Genomic DNA, 18,980 nt, shown 5'->3' on the forward strand with positions numbered 1-18,980 from the left:
TCCGTGTGCGGTCAGGCCGGTGGGACGCCGTCCGCGGGCACGGCGAGGTCGTCGACGTCCATCAGCTCCGCGTCGCTCGCTCTCGCCGGCGCGTGGTCCGTTCTCGCCCCCGCGTCCGGATCGAGCGACCGGCGCGAGGCCGCGGCCGATCCGACGAGGATGAGCGCGGTGGCCGCGACGACCGCGATCGTCACAGCCTCGTCCAGGACGAGGGCGCCGAGCGCGACGGCGACGACCGGGTTGAGGTAGGCGACGAGCGTCGAGCGGGCCGCGCCGACCTCGACGATCAGGCGGAAGAACAGCACGAACGCGAGCGCCGTGCAGACGGCGCCGAGGGCCACGAGCGCGAGCACCCCGTCCAGGGCCGGCATGGGGTGCGGCCCCGTGACCAGCACGACCGGCAGGTAGAACAGCGCGGTGACGCCCAGGCACGTCGCGGTCAGCGGGATCGCCGGCACGTCGCGCAGGAACAGGTCGGCGATCATCGGCGCGCTCGCGTAGCCGACGGCCGCGAGCAGGACCTGGGCCACGGACCACGGGCTCCCGCCGCTCGACTCGCCCGGCCCGAGCAGCAGGCCGACGCCCAGGAGGCCGACGAGCAGCCCGATCCACCGCACGGCCGCGACCGGCCGCCGGTCACCGACGAGCCGCCCGAGCACGACTGCGATGATCGGCACCGTCGCGATCAGGAGCCCGGTGGTCGAGCTGGCCAGGGTGGTCTCCGCGTTGGACAGCAGGATCCACGGGCCGATGATCTCGAGGGCGGCGAACGCCAGGAGCGGACGCCAGTGCGCGCGCAGCACGCGCACGCCCCCGGAGCGCAGGGCGAACGGCAGGAGGAGGAGCGCGCCGAGCCCCGTCCGGACGAAGACCACCGTGGCCGGCGAGACCTCTCCCACGGCGATCTTGATGAGCAGGTACGGGATGCCCCAGATGACGCCGACGGACAACAGCAGGATCCAGCCGCGCTTGCTCATCCGGCAACCCTACGAGCGACCACCCACATCCGCGCTCACGGCCGGAACGCCGCCCGGTGCCGTCGCGGGCTGGTGCGGAACTCGCGCGCGAAGTGCTGGCGCAGCGCCGCGGAAGAGCCGAACCCGGACGCCGTGGCGACGTGCTCGACCGGCTGGTCGGTGGACTCGAGGAGCACCCGCGCGTGCACGAGCCGCTGCCGCAGGAGCCACTGCGCGGGACTAGCGCCGGTCCGGGCGCGGAACCGGCGCGTGAACGTGCGTCGCGACTGGTGCACGCTCGCCGCCCAGGTGTCCAGGTCGAGGGGCTGGTCGAGGCGCGCGATCGCCCAGGCGATCGCGGTCTCGACGGCGTCGCCGTCCTCGGTGCGCGCCACCGGGGCGGGGATGTACTGGGCCTGGCTCCCGTCGCGGTGCGGTGCGAGGACCAGGCTCCGGGCGAGGTCGGCGGCATAGGCGGCGCCGTGGTCGGTGCGGACCACGTGCAGGCAGCAGTCCAGCGCCGCCGCGACGCCGGCCGAGGTGACCACGTCGCCGAGGTCGCACCACAGGACGTCCGACCGCACGGTCGCCGCCGGGGTGCGCCGGGCCAGCTCCGGCGCGGCCGACCAGTGCGTCGCGACCTCGCGACCGTCGACCAGCCCCGCCGCCGCGACGACGAACGAGCCCAGGCAGAGCCCGACGACCCGCGCCCCGCGGGCGTGCGCCGACCGGACGGCGGCGAGGAGCGCTCCGGACGGTTCCCGATCGGTGTCCCAGCTGGGGACGACGACGGTCTCGGCGGTCCCGAGGGCCTCCAGGCCATGCTCGACGACGAGGTCGTAGCCCGCGTCGGTCGGGACCACGCCGGGGACCTCGGCGCAGACCGTCACCCGGTACCGGGGGACCGGGGCGCTGCGGGACCTGGAGGTCAGCACCGTGGACGGCACGGACAGGTGGAACGGACTGATCCCCGGGAATGCCAGCACGGCGACCTCGGCGACCTCGTGGCTGCGCATGGCCCGATCTTAGCGAATGGTGTCCACCGGGCCACTGGCGGCGCATCGCGGACGCGACGACGCTGGAGGCATGACCACATCGATCACCGCCACCTGGGTGGGCGGACCCACCTTGCGCCTGACCTACGCCGGTCTGACCGTCCTGACCGACCCCACCTTCGACGGGCCCGGCACGTACCCGCCGCGGGTCGCCGGCGGCGCCACGCTGACCAAGCTCGTCGGCCCGGGCATCGCCCTCGCCGACCTCGGACCGGTCGATGTCGTGCTCCTGTCCCACGACCAGCACGCCGACAACCTCGACGACGCCGGCCGCGCCCTGCTCGCCGGCGTCCCGACGGTCCTGTCCACCCCCGACGCGGCGGAGCGCCTCCCGGGCGTCGTCGGACTGCGCCCCTGGCAGTCCACAGGCGTCGGGGGCGCGACCGTCACGGCCGTGCCCGCGCGGCACGGACCGGAGGGTGCCGAGGCGCTCAGCGGTGTGGTCACGGGCTTCGTCCTGCAGGCCGCCGGCAGCCCGACCGTCTACGTGTCCGGCGACAACGCCTCGGCGGACGTGGTCGCGGCCGTCGCGCGCCGGTTCCCTGCGATCGACGTCGCGGTCCTGTTCGTCGGCGGGGCGAACGTCGGCCGGTTCGGGGCCGAGCCGCTGACCCTCGACGCGCTGCTGGCCAGTGCCGCGGTCGACCTGCTGGCGCCCGCGAGGGTGATCCCGGTCCACCACACCGACTGGGCGCACTTCGTCGACCCGCTGACCGCGCTCGAGGACCGGCTGGTCGCCGGTGGCCGCCGAGACCGGCTGCTCGTGCTGGAACGGGGTGTGCCGACCGCCGTGGACACGGCTGCCGCGCGGGCCTCGGCCTAACGCGGCTCGACCCCGCGGAACGTGGCCAGCCGCGCGTGCTCGGTCTCGACCGCGCGCCGGGTGGCCGCGTCCCACGGGACCCACTCGTCGAGCTCGAGCCCGAGCGTCCCGCCCCGGGCCCGCGGGCGCCAGGTGCCGACGATCTCGGCTCCCGCAAGCACGGCTCCGGGGCGTCCGATCGCCTGCCACAGCGCCTTGTGCCTCGACCGGTCGGGCACGACCACGTCGCGGTCACCGGTGCTGAGGAAGAGGTCGTACGGTCCGAGCAGGCGCACCGTGCCGGCGTCCGTGGTGCTGCGTAGCGCCTCGGTGTCGGCCTCGAGGAGGTACGACTCGGTGCCGTCGACGTCGACCGGCACGGCGTCCGCGGGCCACCTCGCGAGGATGTCCCGCACGGGGACGTCGAAGTAGACGCCTACCTGCTTCGCGGTCAGCGGTCCGGCCAGGTGCAGCAGGGTGCGGACGGGGTCCGGCGCCCCGGCCTCGTCGGCCCGCTCGAGCACCCCCACCTGGGCCGCGGGCCAGTGCGGGATGCGCCGGACCACCGGGGGAGAGGTGCCCGGTTCGAGCTCGAGGCCGGCGTGCAGGGCGGCGAGCCGGAACGGCATCTCGTACATGTGCGTGGCGTTGCAGGCGGGGCACCACCGCAGGTACGCGTCCGGCATCTGCGCCGTCATGCGGGTGGACAGCTCGCCCTTGGCCAGCGGCTCGGTGACCACCTCGCGCATCGTGCGCGCGGTGGCCGCCATGGCCTCGACGACCGGGATGCCGGCCGCCTTCAACGGCCCCGCCGCATTCATCACGCGCTTGGCGGCGTCGGCCTCCGAGTACGGCCGCAGCATGCGCTCGACGTCGCGCAGGTCGCCCCGGCGGTATGCGTGCGGGGCGCCGCGCATGGTCCAGGCCAGGGCGAGCTCGTGCGGCCAGTGGCCGGCCGTGACCGGCACGCCCCGCAGGGTCAGCGCCCACAGCGCACCGTCCGGGCCGGTGTCCTGCACGCCGAGGTCGAGCACGGCGGCCTCACCGGGCGCCCGGTCGGCGCGCGGTGCCCGGTCGAGCTGCTGCGCATGCACCCGGTAGCGCCGCACCTGGGACGTGGTGACCTTCATCCCTCTACCGTGCCACCCGGCACCGTCAGGATGCCCGGGCCGGCCGCCCGCAGCAGCGCGACGTAGTGCTCACGCGGATCGTCTGTGGGCAGTAGACCGTCCAGCTCGAGCTCGACGAGCCCGTGCACCAGCGCCCACAGGCCCACGGCCGCCGGTTCCGGGTCGGTGTCGGGACCCAGGACCACCGCGACCGCGTCCCGGAGCACCTGGAACGTCGGTGTCCGCGTGGCTGCGCCGCGGGTGCCGTCCTGGGCGCCCGCGCCCGCCACCCCGAACATCACCCGGTAGAAGTGCGGAGCCTGCAGAGCGTGCTCTCGGTAGGCGAGCCCGAGGCTCAGCAGGTCCGCCGCCGGGTCGCCGGTCTGCGGGACGGCGCTCAGGGACCGGGCGAACCGCGTGAACGCCTCGTCGCCGACCGCCCGGACCAGGTCCTCGCGGCCGCCGAACAGGGAGTACACCGCCGACGCCGAGGTCCCGGCGCGGCGCGCGAGCTCCCGGACGGTCAGGGAGTCGGCGCCGGTCGCCGAGACGAGCGCCGACGCCTCGTCGAGCAGCCGGAGTCGCAGGGCGTCGTCGTGGACGCGGGGCCGGGCCATGAGAGTGAGTCTAGGTGTTGACGATGGTTTACGAACGGTGTTCTATAACAGTGTTCGGAAACGAGGGGACACTCATGATCGAGCTGACGGACGCTGCCAGGACGACCGCCGGGATCGTGGCTCTGACGGTCGTCGCCGTCGAGTCGGGCGGGGCCTTCCTGCTGCGCGTTCAGACCGGCGGCGAGCCGGCCACCGACTTCCAGCGGAACTTCTACCGCGCCGGGCACGCGCACGCGGGCGTGCTGGTGACGCTGGGCCTGGTCTGCCTGCTGCTGGGGGAGGCCACCACGCTCACCGGCTTCTGGCGCTGGCTCGCGCAGACCGGCGTGCTGATCGCGGCGATCCTCATGCCCGCGGGCTTCTTCTTCTCGGCGATGGGCCGCGGTCGCGAGAGGCCCAGCCGATGGGTCGCCCTGCTCGGCGTCGGCGCGTTCGCGCTGGCCGCGGGCGTCGCGACGCTGGGGATCGGGCTGCTTGTCGGGTGATCCGTACCCCGACACGCACCCGACGGTGGCCGTCCCGTCGCCGCCCCCGGCTAGTTTGAGGACCATGGCGACTCGTACGTCCACCTCAGGCGCCCGTTCCGGTGCGTCGACGTCGTCGCGCGCCGCGGGCAAGACCACCGCCAGCTCCGGCCGGTCGGGCGGTGGATCGACGCGACCGTCGGGCCGCAAGACCCCGCCGCCGCCGCCCAAGCAGGCGCTGCCGATCCGGATGGTCAAGGGTGTCTGGATGGGTTGCGCGCACCTCGTCGGTGGCACCGCGCGCCGCGTCGGGCGCGGTGCGCGGGACCTCGACCCCGCCCACCGTCGTGACGGTCTCGCGTTCACCCTGCTGGGCCTCGCGATCGTCATCGCGGCCCGGGAGTGGTGGGCCCTGTCCGGGACCGCGGGGACGGTCGTGCACAGCATCGTGGCCGGCACGTTCGGCAAGGTCGGCGTGGCCGTGCCGCTCGTCCTGCTCGGCCTCGCCATCCGGCTCATGCGGCACCCGGACCGCGTCGAGGCCAACGGTCGCATCGGCATCGGGCTCGCCGCGATCGCGCTCGCCGTCTGCGGCCTCCTGCAGGTCGGGGCCGGGCTGCCCAGCACCGACGACTTCGCCGCGCTGCGGTCCGCCGGCGGCGTGGTGGGGCTGATGATCGGCACGCCCCTGGCCAGCCTGCTCACGCCCGGGGTGGCCGTCGCCCTGCTGATCCTGCTCGCGTTCTTCGGCGTGCTGGTGGTCACCAAGACGCCCGTGCACCAGGTGATCCCGCGGCTGCGCGGCGTGTACGACCGACTCACGGGGAACCACCGAGACGAGGAGCCCGAGGACGAGCTGGACGAGCCGCTCGTCATCAACGCCGGTCACACCGCGGTCGACGACGCCGAGGCTCCCGTCAAGAAGCGGGGGCTGCTGGGACGTCGCAAGCGGGCCGAGGCCGTCGACGACCCGGACGAGACCCGGCTCGACGAGTACGACGGGGACGAGGCGTTCGAGCGCGCGGCCGTCGTCGCCGCCGCCGAGGCCGAGGCGGAGGCCGCGCGTCGGCGCGACGCCGCGCCCGTGACGGAACCGATCGAGCGCGTCGCCAAGAAGCCGATCACGGCCCCCGAGACCACGCCGGTGCCCCGCGGCGAGCAGCCGATGCTCGAGGGCGACGTGCTGTACACGCTGCCCTCGGACGAGACGCTCACCAAGGGCGCGCCGCACAAGGTCCGCTCCGCGGCGAACGACCGCGTCGTCGAGTCGCTGACCATGGTGCTCGAGTCGTTCGAGATCGACGCCAAGGTCACCGGCTTCACGCGCGGCCCGACGGTCACCCGGTACGAGGTCGAGCTCGGCCAGGCGGTCAAGGTCGAGCGCGTGACGGCGCTGAGCAAGAACATCGCGTACGCGGTGGCCAGCGCCGACGTGCGGATCCTGTCGCCGATCCCCGGCAAGTCTGCGATCGGCATCGAGATCCCGAACACCGACCGCGAGACCGTCTCGCTCGGCGACGTGCTGCGCTCCAGCGCCGCCAAGCGCACCGAGCACCCGATGGTCATCGGGGTCGGCAAGGACGTCGAGGGCGGGTACGTCACCGCCAACCTCGCCAAGATGCCCCACCTGCTGGTGGCCGGCGCCACCGGCGCGGGCAAGTCGAGCTTCGTGAACTCGATGATCGTCTCGATCCTCATGCGCGCGACACCCGACGAGGTCCGCATGGTCCTCGTCGACCCCAAGCGCGTCGAGCTGACGGTCTACGAGGGCATCCCGCACCTGATCACGCCCATCATCACGAACCCGAAGAAGGCCGCCGAGGCCCTCGAGTGGGTGGTGCGCGAGATGGAGGCCCGGTACGACGACCTGGCCAACTTCGGGTTCAAGCACATCGACGACTTCAACGCCGCCGTGCGTCTGGGCAAGGTCAAGCCGTTGCCGGGCTCCGAGCGCAAGATCGCGACCTACCCGTACCTCCTGGTGGTCGTGGACGAGCTCGCCGACCTGATGATGGTCGCCCCCCGCGACGTCGAGGCCTCGATCCAGCGCATCACCCAGCTCGCTCGCGCCGCCGGCATCCACCTGGTGCTCGCCACGCAGCGGCCGTCCGTCGACGTCGTGACCGGATTGATCAAGGCCAACGTGCCGTCGCGTCTGGCCTTCGCGACGAGCTCCCTGACGGACTCCCGGGTCGTGCTGGACCAGCCCGGCGCCGAGAAGCTCATCGGCCAGGGCGACGCGCTGTTCCTGCCGATGGGTGCCGCCAAGCCGATGCGCACGCAGGGCGCCTGGGTCTCCGAGTCGGAGATCCACGCCGTCGTCGAGCACGTCAAGAAGCAGCTCAAGCCGACCTACCGCTCGGACATCGCTGCCGTCGCGGTCAAGAAGCAGGTGGACGAGGACATCGGCGACGACCTCGACCTCCTGCTGCAGGCCGCGGAGCTCGTGGTGACCACGCAGTTCGGGTCCACCTCGATGCTTCAGCGCAAGCTGCGGGTCGGGTTCGCCAAGGCCGGGCGGCTGATGGACCTGCTGGAGTCGCGCGAGATCGTCGGACCGTCCGAGGGTTCCAAGGCGCGCGAGGTGCTGGTCCAGCCCGACGACCTGCCCGCGACGCTCGCGATGCTGCGCGGCGCACCCGCGCAGGACGCCGACCCCTACGCGATGGGACCCGACGGGGCCCTGCCGGGTGAGCCACCGGTCGCCACGGACTACTTCGACGGCGCCGAGGAGGAGGACGCCGGTCCCTGGTCCGGCAACCGCCGGTGAACCCGCTCGGCGGCGGCGCCGTCCAGGTGGTCAGCACCGCGATCGCCGTCGTCGCCGTCGTCGCCCTGGTGGCCGTCCTCGTCCTGCAGGGCAAGCAGCGTGCCGAGGTCCGGCGGGCCAACGCGCTCCTGGCGCTGAGCCGCGAGCTGCGGCACCGCTACGACGCGCTGCAGTCCGTGACGAAGGAGGGCGTGCTCGTCCAGTCGCTGGCCGGTGAGGTCCTCGACATGTCCGAACGCGCGGCCGAGATCCTCGGCATCGACGCGGCGAGCTCGATCGGGCACACCATCGCGGACCTGCCGATCGTCCTGCTCAACGAGCAGGGGCTGGCGATGAACCCCGCGTCCGTGCTCAGCCATCGCACCATCGCCGCCCGCGCGGGCGGCGACGCGGAGCACGTGCTCGTCGGGGTCGCGCTGGCCGGCGCCGACGGGACCCAGCCGCGCATGGTGCAGGTGTCCAGCCAGCTCGTGCCCGCCGGCGACGGGGACGGCGACGCGCTGCTGACCACCCTCGTGGACGTCACCGGTCGTCGGGAGGTGGAGGCCGCGCTGACCCGCAGCGAGATGCAGTTCCGGGTCGCCATGGAGAACGCGCCCATCGGCATGGCGCTGGTGGACCTGGACTGGCACATCGTCGAGGCGAACGCTGCGTTCGCCGAGCTGCTGGGAACGTCGGTCGGCGCCTTGCGCGGATACCGCATGGAGGACCTCAGCACCCCGGACAGCCGGCCGGCGGAACGCCTCGAGGTCGACCGGCTCCTCGGCGGCGGCCAGCACCGGTTCTCGCTGGAGAAGAAGTATCAGCGTGCGGACGGCCACCTGGTCTGGGTCGCCCTCGACGCCGCCCTGGTCCGCACGCCGAGCGGCCAGCCGGACCACTTCGTCGTGCAGGTCCGGGACTCCACCGAGTCGCGGCTGCAGGCCGAGATGCTCACCCACCGCGCGATGCACGATCCGCTCACCGGGCTCGCCAACCGCACGCTCCTGCAGGAGGTCCTGCAGTCGGTGCTGGAACAGCCGGGCGTCGGGCACCGGGTTGCGGTGCTGGCCTGCGACCTCGACGGGTTCAAGGAGATCAACGACCGCTACGGGCACGCGGCCGGCGACGAGGTGCTCGTGCACGTCGCCGGGGTGCTGCGCGCCGCGACCGCCCGACGGGGCACGGTCGCGCGCCTCGGCGGCGACGAGTTCGTCGTGGTCGTGCAGGACCTCGACGCGGCGCGGGCGGTGTTCGACGTGGCGCAGGCCGTGCACGCTGGGCTGCGGGAGACGGTCCGGGTCGGTCGCCGTCGGCTCACGGTCGCCGCGAGCATCGGCATCGCCCTGGCGGACCCCGAGACCGCCGCCGGGGGAGCGCCCGCCCTGCTGGCCGCCGCCGACGCCGCGCTCTACCGAGCCAAAGGGTCGGGGCGCAGCCGCACGGAGGTGTTCGAGCCGTCGATGACCGCCGGCTCCGCCTCGGAGCTGCAGCGCGAGCTCGCCGTCGCGCTGGCCGAGGACCAGCTCGTCGTGCACTACCAGCCGATCGTCGACCTCGCCGACTCCCGCGTGGTCGGGTACGAGGCGCTCGTGCGCTGGGAGCACCCGCACCGAGGACTCCTGCTGCCCGCCGCGTTCCTGCCGCACATCCAGGAGGCCGGCATGGCGGTGGCGCTCGGTCAGTTCGTGGCCACCCGCGTGGTCGAGTGGGTGGCATCGACCGTCGACCGGACCCGCTGGGTCTCCGTCAACGTCTCGGCCGACCAGCTCGGCGACGGCGAGTTCGCGACGACGCTGCTCGGCGAGATCTCCCGCCACCGCCTGACCGCGGGTCGTGTCGTCGTGGAGCTGACCGAGTCCTCGCTCGTGGCCTCCGGCACCCGCATCCGGCACGAGCTGACGCAGATGTCCGCCGCCGGGGTCCCGGTGCTCCTCGACGACTTCGGCACCGGGGTCTCCCCGCTGTCCTACCTGCGTGACCTGCCCGTCGCGGGCGTGAAGCTGGACATGTCGTTCACGTCCGGCATCCCCGAGGACCCGACCGCCGGCAAGGTGGCCCGGGCGCTCGGGGCGCTGGCGCGCGAGCTCGCCATGGTGACCATCGCCGAGGGCATCGAGCACGAGGAGCAGGCCGAGTTCCTGCACCGCAACGGCTGGCGGTACGGCCAGGGGTGGCTGTACGGGCCGGCGCAGCCGGGCGACGTCTCGACCTGAGTCAGCCCGCCGTCCGTCGCACGACGACCGGGCCGGGGCCGGTGGGGACCGACGGCGTCGTGCGCTGCGGCGCGGAGCCCCCGGCGGCCGCGGTCACCCGTGCCAGCCGGTCGGCGACGACGGCCGGACCGAGCGTGCCCGTCCCGCCGGGGATGTCGACCAGCGCATGGACCTGGTGGCCGCCGAGGCGGTCGACGGTGATCGGGGTCCACTCGACGCCCGTCACCCGGGCGGGTCCTGCGGGGATGCCCTGGGCCGGGAACGCGCCGGTGCTGGTCACGTGCGCCGTGAGCAGCAGGCCGGAGTCGGTGTCCTCGACGCAGCACGCGCCGTCCTGGTTGGACAGGTAGTTGCCCAGGCCGTAGGCCACCCACATGCCCTCGCCCCGCGGTCCGCCCGCCAGCTTCACCACCGGCTGCGGCACGTGGGCGTGATGCCCGATGAGCAGGTCGAACTGGCCGGTGTCGGCGATCGCCTGGTCGAACGCCACCTGTTGAGCGGTCGGGGCCGTCTGGTACTCGACGCAGCAGTGCACGCTCGCGATCACCAGGTCCGCGCCCGCGGCCCGGGCGGCGGCCGCCTGGGCCGCCATCGCCGGCACGTCGATCAGGTTCACCGACCACGGCTTGTCCGCGTCGACCGGCATCCCGTTGGTGCCGTAGGCCGCCGCGATGTGCGCGACCGTGATGATCCGGCCCGCCCGCTCCAGCCGGTAGAGCTGTGGCTGTGCCTGCTCGGCCGCGCTGCGCGCGGTGCCGTCGTGCCCGAGACCCGCCGCGTCGAACGCGTCGAGCGTCGCGGTGACCCCGGCGAAGCCGCGGTCGACGGAGTGGTTCGAGGCCGTCGAGCACCCGTCCCAGCCCTGCGCCTTGAGCGCCTCGGCGATCTCGGATGCCGTCCCGAACAGGGGGTAGCCGCTGAGCGGCGTGCCGGTCGGCGCGATCGGCACCTCCTGGTGGCAGATCGCCAGGTCGGCGCCCTGGACCCACGGGTTCATCGGCGCGAGCATCGGGCCGAAGTCGTAGCCACCGCCGGCCGCGTGCGCGTCAGCCAGCACCGGGAGGTGCGGCAGGACGTCGCCGGCCGCGACGATCGTGAACTCGGCGTCGGGGTCGGGCGTCGGGGTCGGCGTGGGCGTCGGGTCCGGGGCTGCCAGAACGGGCTCGGGGGTCGCCACGGCCGCGGTGATCTCTTCGGGTGACGATCTCCACGGGTGCAGCGCCGTCGCGGCCGCCCCCAGGCTCGCAATCAGGAGCACGCCGACAGCGATGCTGATCAGCACGGGCTCGCGGCGGCCGGCGCGAGCGTGGCGGGTCACACGCGGACTGTAGTGGGTCGCGCCGCGTCCCCGAGCATCGTCGTCGTCCACCTAGGCTGTCCGGGTGATCGACGCCGTGCCCTCCGCCTGGAACCTGGCGAACATGCTCACGGTGCTGCGCATTGCGCTGGTGCCGTTCTTCGCATGGGCGCTCCTCGCCGACGGCGGGCACAGCACCTCGGGCCGCCTGATCGCGACCGGGATCTTCGTGGTCGCGGCCCTGACCGACCGGATGGACGGATGGCTCGCCCGCCGGTCGGGACAGATCACTGACATCGGCAAGCTGCTGGACCCCATCGCGGACAAGCTGCTGGTCGGGACCGCCCTCGTGCTGCTGTCCTGGCTGGGCGACCTGCCGTGGTGGGTCACCGTCGTGATCCTGGTGCGCGAGATCGGTATCACGGTGATGCGGTTCTTCCTGCTGCGCTACGTCGTGCTGCCGGCGTCCCGCGGCGGCAAGATCAAGACGGTCCTGCAGTCCGTCGCCATCGGTCTGTACCTGCTCCCGCTCGACGTGCTCCCGGACTGGGTCACGGTGCTGGCCATAGGCTTCATGGCCGCGGCCGTCGTCGTCACCGTGGTCACGGGCCTGGACTACGTGCGCGCGGCCGTGCAGATCCGCCGGACCGCGAGCCGGCCGCCCTACGCCGGACTCTGAACGATGGCGTCCGCGGCCGAGCTGCTGGCGGACCTGCGTGCGCGCGGCTGGACCATCGCGGTCGCCGAGTCGCTGACGGGTGGGCTGGTATGCGCCGCCCTGGTCGACGTCCCGGGTGCCTCGGTGAGCCTGCGCGGAGGAGTCGTCTCGTACGCGACCGATCTCAAGGGCTCGCTGCTCGGGGTCGACGCGGAGCTGCTCGTCGCGCGGGGGGCGGTCGATCCCGAGGTCGCGCGCCAGATGGCCGTCGGCGTGCGCGAACGCCTCGGCGCCGACGTCGGGCTGGCGACGACCGGCGTCGCCGGGCCCGACCCGCAGGACGGCCAGCCGCCCGGCACGGTGCACGTCGCGATCGCGACGCCCCTTGGCGTGTCCGTCCGCTCGGTGCGCCTTCCCGGCGATCGGGCGGTGGTGCGTGCGGGGGCCGTCGACGCCGTCCTCGCCCTCGCCCGCGAATTCATGAGGCACCAGGGGTGAACCTGAGGGCGTTATCAGCCGATGAGGTGAGTAGGCGGGAACACGAGGAACCCCTCGGTCGTTGCAAGGACCGTGATGAGCACTCGACCTCCGGCGCGTAGGACTCCGTCGCGCGTCGGTGGTGCACGGTACGGTGGAGCAATTCCGGCAAAGGGACAGCCGGGAGTTGTCGTTGGTGCTGTGGTGCCTGGTCCGATCCGGACCGCGGCGCTCGGTGTGGGAGAGACACGTGACGCGAGAGGGGGAGCCCGGATGGTTGTACTCCGTCGAGAGATCGGCGATGTGCTGCGGGACGCGCGACAGCGCCAGGGGCGCACCCTGCGTGAGGTGTCGTCTGCGGCCCGCGTCTCGCTCGGGTACCTGAGCGAGGTGGAGCGGGGTCAGAAGGAAGCGTCCTCGGAGCTGCTGAACAGCATCTGCGAGGCGCTGGACGTCCCCATGTCGCTCGTCCTGCGTGAGGTCAGCGACCGCGTGGCAGTCGCCGAGGGTCTGCTGATCCCCGACACGGTTCCTGCGGACCTGGCGGCCTCTCTGGCCACCGATGGCGGCTGGGCACGGTCGCGGTCGGAGCTCGCAGCGATCGGCTGATCTGATCGGGGCCCTCGCGGCCAGGGTCGGACAGCTCACTGCGGTGCGCGTGCCTGCGGCTCCTTCGGGGGTGCGAGGGCGCGGGGTGCTGCCCTTCATTCCTCCGCGCGACACGTCGCGCGACGGCTGGAACGGCAGCGGGGCGCCGCCCTTCATTTCTCCGCGCGACGCGTCGCGCGACGGCTGGAACGGCCCGCGGACCACGGTCCGCGGGCCGTTTCGCGTTCCCGGCCGCGCTCGGGCGCCGGCTCGGGCGCCGGCTCTCGCGTCAGGCGGCCGCAGGCTGCTGACAGTGCGGGCAGAAGAAGATCGGCCGCTCCATGGGTGGCGTGCGCGCCTGGCCGACGGCGATCGGGGTGCCGCACCGAACGCACGGCTGACGCAGCCGCCCGTGCACCCGTCCGGGTGGCCGACCGCTGGTGACCGACTGCTGGAGCTGGCGACGCGCCACCGCCAGCAGTCGTGACGGGTCCGGGACCGAGTCGGCAGCGGCCCAGGGCCAGATCCGCTCGGCGAACAGCGACTCGGCAGCGAAGATCGTGCCGATGCCGGCAACGACCTGCTGGTCCAGCAGGACCTCCGCCACGGGCGTCGACCCGCGGGCTGCCCACCGGCGCAGGGCCTCGTCGGCGTCCACCGTCTCACCGAGGAGGTCCGGCCCGAGGTGGCCGATCACCGTGTGCTCGTCCCGTGTGCGCACCACGTCGAGCATGCCGAGATGATGACCGACCGCCGTCCACCTCTCGGTCGCCAGCACGGCACGGACCTGCGGCGAGCGCGCGGCCGCCTGCGGCGACCCGGTGGGGTGCACCCGCCAGTAGCCGTCCATGCGCAGGTGGGTGTGCAGCGTGCGGCCGTCGTCGAACCGGGTGAGCAGGTGCTTGCCGTAGGAGCGGGTGCCAAGGACGCTCGTCCCGACGAGGTCGACCGTCGCGGCCGTGGGCCAGCGCAGGTCGCAGCGCACGACGACCTGGCCGGTGAGCGCGAGGTCGAGACGGTCCGCGGTCCGGCGCAGGACATCACCTTCGGGCACGGGCACCCGCCGGTCCGCTCGGCGACCCGATGGCCGCGGGCGACGGCGTCGTCACGACTGACCGGGCAGCCGCAGCCCGCGCGGGGTGGGCGCGAACCCGGCCGCGACCAACGCCTGGCCGACGATGCCGTGCAACGCACCGCCCCCGAGCACGTCGACGCCGTCGAGCCGGGCGATCGTCAGCCGTCCCGCGTGCCGGCTGCGGACGGTGACCGCCAGACCGTCGGCAGCGGCCAGCAGGACGGCGCTGTCGGGCGAGAACGAGAGCACCGTGCGGCCACCACGCTCCAGGTAGAGCACGAGCGCGCCGTCGACCAGCACGACCAGCGCGCCGCCCTTGCGACCGGGCCGGTGGCCCCCGTCCGCGGTCGTCGCGGGCCAGGGCAGCGACGCACCGTAGGGGTTGGCCGGGTCCGTGGCGGCGAGCACCACGACGAGCGGCTCTGTGCGCGCGTCCGGGTCGGCGGCGCGGTCCACCACCTGTGCGTCGACGCGCAGCCGGTCCACCGCCCCGGGCAGCGCGAACTGTGATCCCCCGAGGCGCTCGACGAAGTACCCGCGACGCACCTGGCCGCCCTGCTCGAGCGCCGAGAGCACCTTGTACACGTCCGCGAACTGCGACCCGATGCCCTCGGCCGGCGCGACCGCGCGGGTCAGGATCCCGTGCCGGTCGAGAAGCTGGGCTGCCAGCGCGTGGGCGCGCAGCGTCGGATCTGCCTCGCGCGTCGGCAGCAGTGACCACCGTCCACCGCTCGCCGCGAGCGCGGTCCCGCGCGACGACCCGCCCTCGGTGCCGCCGACCCGGACCGCCGCACGCAGCCCGAGTCGCGGCCGCAGCGCCCGCCCACGCGGGGTCGCGGCACGGGTCTTGTGCGCCGTGGTCCCCGTGCCGAGCCAGGCGCGCAGCGGCGCCAGACCGTCGTTGGTGACGTGTCCGGCCCACACGAGGTCCCAGACCGCCGTCGCGACGTCCACCTGCGTGGGTGCCTCTTCCAGCAGCTCGCGGACGCGGTCGGTGAGCGCGCCGAGGAACCACGCCCCACCCCCGGCGAGCGCGGACAGGACGGCTCGGTGCAGCTCGTCCTGGTCCGGACCGTCGGCGCTCAGAGGCGGCAGCGTCAGATCGGCCACGGACGCGGGATGCAGCGACACCAGCCCGTCGTGCCCGGCCAGCGAGCCGTGGCCGGCCCAGACGACCTCGCCGGCCGCGGTGAGCTCGTCGAGCATGGCCGGGACGTAGTCGGGGACGCGGGCGGGCAGCACGTGGGTCTCGAGCGCGGACGCCGGCATGACCGATCCGGCGAGCTGTTCGACCACGCGCGCCACTCCGTCGACGCCGCGCAGCGAGCCCGTGGCCGAGGCGCGCGCGGACCGCCCGACCGGGTGGACGCCCTGCCACCGCGGCAGGAAGACGCCGAGGCTCTGCGGCGCGACGGGTTCGACCTCGGCGCGGAGCGCGGCGAGCGACCGTCGACGCAGCTGCCGCAGCACGTCGGCGTCGCAGAACTCGTCGCCGGTGCCGCCCAGGACGTCGGGTCGCAGCCGACCCTGCACGAGGACGCCCGAGCGTTCGAGCCGCCGGAGCGCCTCGGTGACGATCGCCACGCCCCAGCCGAAGCGGGCCGCCGCCGAGGCCGCCGTGAACGGTCCGCGGGTGCGGGCATGCCGGCGCAGCAGGTCGCCCACCGGGTCCGGCACCAGCTCGGTGAACACCTCGGGCACGCCGACCGGCAGGGCCACGCCGAGCGCGTCCCGCAGCCGCCCGGCGTCCTCGACGGCCGCCCACTGCTCGGCCCGCTCGGGAGGCACCCCGCCGAGCCGCACGCGGATCAGCCGGCGGGCCGCCTCCAACGACCCCAACCAGTCCGGCACCTGACCGGCCGCAGCCGGCTGCACCCGTTCGGCCACCTCGGCCGTGGTCAGCGGCCCGTGCCGGCGCACCACGTCGGCCACCTGCTCGAGCGAACCCGCCTGGCGCTCGGGCGCGCGCCCGCTCAGCTCCGCCTCGGTGCGCACCACGGCCTCGGGGTCGAGCAGGTCGGCCAGCTGCGACTCGCCACCCTGCCCGAGCAGCTCGGCCAGCAGCGTCGGGTCGAGCGTCAGGGCCGCCGCACGCCGCTCGGCGAGCGGGGCGTCGCCGTCGTAGAGGAACTGCGCCGTGTAGCCGAACAGGAGGGACTGCGCGAACGGCGACGGCTGGTTCGTCGTCACCTCGACCACGCGGACGCGGCGGGCGGCCACGTCGCGCATCAGCCCGGTCAGCGCGTCGGTGTCGAAGTCGTCCTGCAGGCACTCGCGGACGGCCTCGAGCAGGATGGGGAAGTCGGGGTACTCCGATGCCACCGACAGCAGCTGGGCGGACCGCTGCCGCTGCTGCCACAGCGGCGTGCGGCGGTCGGGTCGACGGCGGGGGAGCAGCAGCGCTCGGCTGGCGGCCTCCCGGAACCGCGCACCGAACATCGCCGACGAGCCGAGCTCCGCACGGACCGCGTCGAGCACCTCGTCGGGGTCCAGCAGCAGGTCCGCGAGGTCGATCGCCGGCCCGGAGCCGTCCGCCCACGGGTCGTCGGCGCCGAGCCCACCGAGGGACGCGCCCGCATCGAGCATGTCCGGCAGGCGCAGCACGATGCCGTCGTCCGAGTGCATGGCGGCCGCGTCGACGCCGTACTTCTCGCGCAGCCGGGCGCCGAGCACGATCGCCCACGGGGCGTGCACACGGGCGCCGTAGGGGGAGTGCACGACGATCCGCCAGTCGCCCAGCTCGTCGCGGAACCGCTCGACCACGAGCGTGGTGTCCGAGGGCACCTCGCCGGTCGCCGCCTGCTGCTCGGTCAGGTACGTCAGCAGGTTGTCGGCGGCCCAGGCGTCCAGCCCGGCGGCCTCGACGCGCTCGCGGGGGTCGTCCGAGCCCAGCACCTCGCGCACCCACCCGCCCATCGCGCGACCGAGCTCGGCGGGCCGACCGGGGGCGTCGCCCTTCCAGAACGGCAGGCGGCCCGGCACACCGGGCGCGGGCGTGACCAGCACGCGGTCGGGGGTGATGTCGTCGATCCGCCACGTGCTCGACCCGAGCGTGAACATGTCGCCGACCCGCGACTCGTAGACCATCTCCTCGTCGAGCTCGCCCACCCGCTTGCCGCCGCGCAGCGCCCCGCCGGTCCGTTCGGCGTCGACCGGTACGTCGCTCGTCGTGGCGCCGCCGGCGAGGAAGACCCCGTACATCCCTCGGTCGGGGATCGTCCCGCCGCTGGTCACCGCCAGCCGCAGCGCTCCGGGCCGGCCGCTGAGCACGTCGCGGACGCGGTCCCAGACCAGCCGCGGTCGCAGCTCGGCGAACTCCTCGCTCGGGTAGCGGCCCGCGAGCATGTCGAGCACCGCGCGCAGCGTCGCCTCGCCCAGGCCCGAGAACGGCGCCGCGCGCCGGACGACGGCCGACAGCTCGTCGAGCGACCAGTCCTCCACCGCGACCATCGCGACGATCTGCTGCGCGAGGACGTCGAGCGGGTTGCGCGGCACGTGCAGCGGCTCGAGCGTCCCGGTCCGCATCCGCTCGGCGGTGACGGCCGACGCCACGAGCTCGCCGCGGAACGTGGGGAAGACGACCCCGCGCGAGACCGCGCCGACCTGGTGCCCGGCCCGGCCGATGCGTTGCAGCCCGCTGGCCACGCTCGGCGGCGACCCGACCTGCACCACGAGGTCGATGGCGCCCATGTCGATGCCGAGCTCCAGCGAGCTCGTCGCGACGACCGCCGGCAGGTTGCCGGCCTTGAGCTCGGACTCGGTCCGCGTCCGCTCCGCCCGGCTCATCGACCCGTGGTGCGCGCGGGCCAGGATCGTGGCGGCGTCCCGGGTGTCGATCCCGACCGCGGTGCCCGACTGGCCAGGCACCGCGGCGGCGGACACGGCCCCGTGGTCGGGCACGTCCTCGCCCCGGCGCTCCGCCCAGACCTCGTTCATCCGAGCAGTGAGCCGCTCGGCGCCCCGTCGTGAGTTGGTGAACACCAGCGTGGAGCGGTGGGCTGCGACCAGGTCGACCACGCGCTCCTCGACGTGCGGCCAGATCGACGGCCGCACGAGCGGGGCGTCGGCCGCGCCCGACAGGTCGTCGCCCGGCAGGGTCCCCGCCGCTCGCAGGTCGGCCAGGTCGGGGACCGGTACGACGACGTCCACCACGATCCGCTTGGTGGACGGCGGCTGCACCACGACGACCTCACGCCCGCCGTCCTGCGCCGAGCGTGCACCGCCGAGGAACTCGGCGACCGCCTCGACCGGCTGCACGGTGGCCGACAGCCCGATCCGCTGGGCCGGGCCCGGGCCACCCGGCCGGTCCAGCAGCGCGTCCAGACGTTCGAGCGACAGGGCCAGGTGCGCGCCGCGCTTCGTCGCCGCCACGGCGTGGATCTCGTCGACGATCACCGTGCGCACCCCGGCCAACCCGGCGCGTGCGCCCGAGGTGAGGACCAGGTAGAGCGACTCGGGCGTCGTGATGAGGATGTCGGGCGGCTTCGTCGCGAAGGCCCGGCGCTCGCTCGGCGGGGTGTCGCCGGTGCGGATGCCGACGGTGACGTCCGGCAGCGTCGTGCCGAGCCGTTGGGCCGCCTGCCGGATGCCGACCAGCGGCGAGCGCAGGTTCCGTTCGACGTCGGTGGCCAGGGCTTTGAGCGGAGACACGTAGAGCACCCGGCACCGCTCGACCGGGTCGTCGGCCGGCGTGCCGGTGAGCAGCCCGTCCACGGCCCACAGGAACGCCGCGAGCGTCTTGCCGGAGCCGGTGGGCGCGACGACCAGCGCGTGGTCGCCGCCCGCCACGGCGGCCCACGCACCGAGCTGGGCGGCGGTGGGCTCGGCGAAGGCACCCGCGAACCAGGTCCGGGTCGGGTCCGAGAAGCGCTCCAGCACCACGGGCCCATTGTGTCCGCAGGCACCCACACCCGACAC

General features: G+C 74.2%; 14 protein-coding genes. 7 read left to right on the forward strand and 7 right to left on the reverse strand.

All coding sequences use genetic code 11. The features are described 5' to 3' along the window. Positions 1-11: 11 nt before the first annotated feature. Together ACPPVS_RS06955 and ACPPVS_RS06960 are read right to left on the reverse strand one after the other, a co-directional pair. Positions 12-977: a DMT family transporter gene (locus tag ACPPVS_RS06955; RefSeq protein ID WP_426595298.1), complete on the reverse strand. Its 966-nt coding sequence runs from the start codon at positions 975-977 to the stop codon at positions 12-14. 35 nt (positions 978-1,012) lie between these two features. Further along, positions 1,013-1,972 carry a GlxA family transcriptional regulator gene (locus ACPPVS_RS06960; protein WP_426595299.1) on the reverse strand — a complete coding sequence of 320 codons (960 nt, stop codon included), beginning with the start codon at positions 1,970-1,972 and terminating at the stop codon, positions 1,013-1,015. 70 nt (positions 1,973-2,042) lie between these two features. Between ACPPVS_RS06960 and ACPPVS_RS06965 the strand changes: the two genes are divergently transcribed. Further along, positions 2,043-2,834 carry an MBL fold metallo-hydrolase gene (locus ACPPVS_RS06965; protein ID WP_426595300.1) on the forward strand — a complete coding sequence of 264 codons (792 nt, stop codon included), beginning with the start codon at positions 2,043-2,045 and terminating at the stop codon, positions 2,832-2,834. Here the strand turns inward: ACPPVS_RS06965 and ACPPVS_RS06970 are convergent. Continuing rightward, positions 2,831-3,943 carry a DNA glycosylase AlkZ-like family protein gene (locus ACPPVS_RS06970; RefSeq protein WP_426595301.1) on the reverse strand — a complete coding sequence of 371 codons (1,113 nt, stop codon included), beginning with the start codon at positions 3,941-3,943 and terminating at the stop codon, positions 2,831-2,833. The genes ACPPVS_RS06965 and ACPPVS_RS06970 overlap by 4 nt on opposite strands. Next, positions 3,940-4,539 (reverse strand): TetR/AcrR family transcriptional regulator, encoded by a 600-nt coding sequence (locus tag ACPPVS_RS06975; protein WP_426595302.1) that lies wholly within the window; start codon positions 4,537-4,539, stop codon positions 3,940-3,942. The genes ACPPVS_RS06970 and ACPPVS_RS06975 overlap by 4 nt, the downstream gene beginning before the upstream one ends. A 74-nt stretch (positions 4,540-4,613) precedes the next feature. Between ACPPVS_RS06975 and ACPPVS_RS06980 the strand changes: the two genes are divergently transcribed. The 3 genes from ACPPVS_RS06980 to ACPPVS_RS06990 all read left to right on the forward strand — a co-directional run bounded on the left by ACPPVS_RS06980 (position 4,614) and on the right by ACPPVS_RS06990 (position 9,968). Further along, positions 4,614-5,024: a hypothetical protein gene (locus tag ACPPVS_RS06980; protein WP_426595303.1), complete on the forward strand. Its 411-nt coding sequence runs from the start codon at positions 4,614-4,616 to the stop codon at positions 5,022-5,024. A gap of 64 nt (positions 5,025-5,088) precedes the next feature. Continuing rightward, positions 5,089-7,773, forward strand: coding sequence for a DNA translocase FtsK 4TM domain-containing protein (locus ACPPVS_RS06985; protein WP_426595304.1), 2,685 nt, complete (start codon positions 5,089-5,091; stop codon positions 7,771-7,773). Beyond that, the gene (locus ACPPVS_RS06990; protein ID WP_426595305.1) at positions 7,770-9,968 is read left to right on the forward strand and encodes a putative bifunctional diguanylate cyclase/phosphodiesterase; all 2,199 of its coding nucleotides are present in this window, start codon (positions 7,770-7,772) and stop codon (positions 9,966-9,968) included. The genes ACPPVS_RS06985 and ACPPVS_RS06990 overlap by 4 nt, the downstream gene beginning before the upstream one ends. Position 9,969: 1 nt before the next feature. Here ACPPVS_RS06990 and ACPPVS_RS06995 read toward each other — a convergent pair whose 3' ends face one another. Continuing rightward, positions 9,970-11,286, reverse strand: coding sequence for a CapA family protein (locus tag ACPPVS_RS06995; protein ID WP_426595306.1), 1,317 nt, complete (start codon positions 11,284-11,286; stop codon positions 9,970-9,972). 64 nt (positions 11,287-11,350) lie between these two features. Between ACPPVS_RS06995 and pgsA the strand changes: the two genes are divergently transcribed. The 3 genes from pgsA to ACPPVS_RS07010 all read left to right on the forward strand — a co-directional run bounded on the left by pgsA (position 11,351) and on the right by ACPPVS_RS07010 (position 13,009). Beyond that, positions 11,351-11,944 carry a CDP-diacylglycerol--glycerol-3-phosphate 3-phosphatidyltransferase gene (gene pgsA, locus ACPPVS_RS07000; protein ID WP_426595307.1) on the forward strand — a complete coding sequence of 198 codons (594 nt, stop codon included), beginning with the start codon at positions 11,351-11,353 and terminating at the stop codon, positions 11,942-11,944. Between the two features lie 3 nt (positions 11,945-11,947). Next, complete coding sequence (locus ACPPVS_RS07005; protein ID WP_426595308.1) at positions 11,948-12,421, forward strand: CinA family protein; 474 nt, start codon at positions 11,948-11,950, stop codon at positions 12,419-12,421. Positions 12,422-12,616: 195 nt separating this feature from the next. After that, positions 12,617-13,009, forward strand: coding sequence for a helix-turn-helix domain-containing protein (locus tag ACPPVS_RS07010; RefSeq protein ID WP_426595899.1), 393 nt, complete (start codon positions 12,617-12,619; stop codon positions 13,007-13,009). Positions 13,010-13,277: 268 nt separating this feature from the next. On the opposite strand, the gene ACPPVS_RS07015 is transcribed toward ACPPVS_RS07010, so the two are convergent. Together ACPPVS_RS07015 and ACPPVS_RS07020 are read right to left on the reverse strand one after the other, a co-directional pair. Beyond that, complete coding sequence (locus ACPPVS_RS07015; RefSeq protein ID WP_426595309.1) at positions 13,278-14,042, reverse strand: Fpg/Nei family DNA glycosylase; 765 nt, start codon at positions 14,040-14,042, stop codon at positions 13,278-13,280. A gap of 51 nt (positions 14,043-14,093) precedes the next feature. After that, complete coding sequence (locus tag ACPPVS_RS07020) at positions 14,094-18,944, reverse strand: ATP-dependent helicase (RefSeq protein WP_426595310.1); 4,851 nt, start codon at positions 18,942-18,944, stop codon at positions 14,094-14,096. Positions 18,945-18,980: the final 36 nt, after the last annotated feature.

This window comes from Cellulomonas sp. McL0617, assembly GCF_049994875.1.
Classification (GTDB): domain Bacteria; phylum Actinomycetota; class Actinomycetes; order Actinomycetales; family Cellulomonadaceae; genus Cellulomonas.